Genomic DNA, 581 nt, shown 5'->3' with positions numbered 1-581 from the left:
GCTGCCCTGGGCCAGTCGTGCCCGCAGATCCACCGCTTGCAGAGCCCCCGTTGGCTGAGCATCCCCAGTGGTCTCGCTGAGCGTATCGCTGACAATCCGCCCGTCGCTGATTTCGATGACGCGCCTGGCGCGGGCGGCGACGTCGCGGTCGTGGGTAATCAGAATGACGACGTGGCCCTGACTGGCCAGCTCGTCCAGCAACGTCATCACTTCCGCGCCACTGTGACTGTCCAGTGCGCCGGTCGGCTCATCGGCCAGGATGATGTGGCCGCCGCTCATCAAGGCGCGGGCAATGGACACTCGTTGCTGCTGGCCGCCGGAGAGTTGATGCGGGCGATTGCCGGTGCGCGAGCCAAGCCCCAGCCGGTCCAGCTAGGCGGCGGCACGGGCATGGCGTTGCGCAGCAGGCGTGCCAGCATAGATCGCCGGCATCTCGACGTTTTCCTGTGCCGAGCCGGACGGGATCAGGTGATAGCCCTGAAGCACGAAGCCGAACGCTTCGCGGCGCAGCCAGGCCAGCTCGTCGCTGCCCAGCTCCGCGACGTTTTCGCCTGCAAACAGGTATTCACCCGAGGTAGGGC

General features: G+C 66.8%; 1 pseudogene. It reads right to left on the bottom strand.

Features of this window, described 5'->3' with window-relative positions:
- Positions 1-581 (bottom strand): annotated as a pseudogene (locus tag EE949_RS12895) (ABC transporter ATP-binding protein); the annotation flags it as partial.

The organism is Pseudomonas viridiflava, assembly GCF_900602065.1.
Lineage (GTDB): Bacteria > Pseudomonadota > Gammaproteobacteria > Pseudomonadales > Pseudomonadaceae > Aquipseudomonas.
The sequence above is the reverse complement of the archived record's forward strand: the minus strand, read 5'-3'. Positions and strand labels throughout refer to the sequence as shown.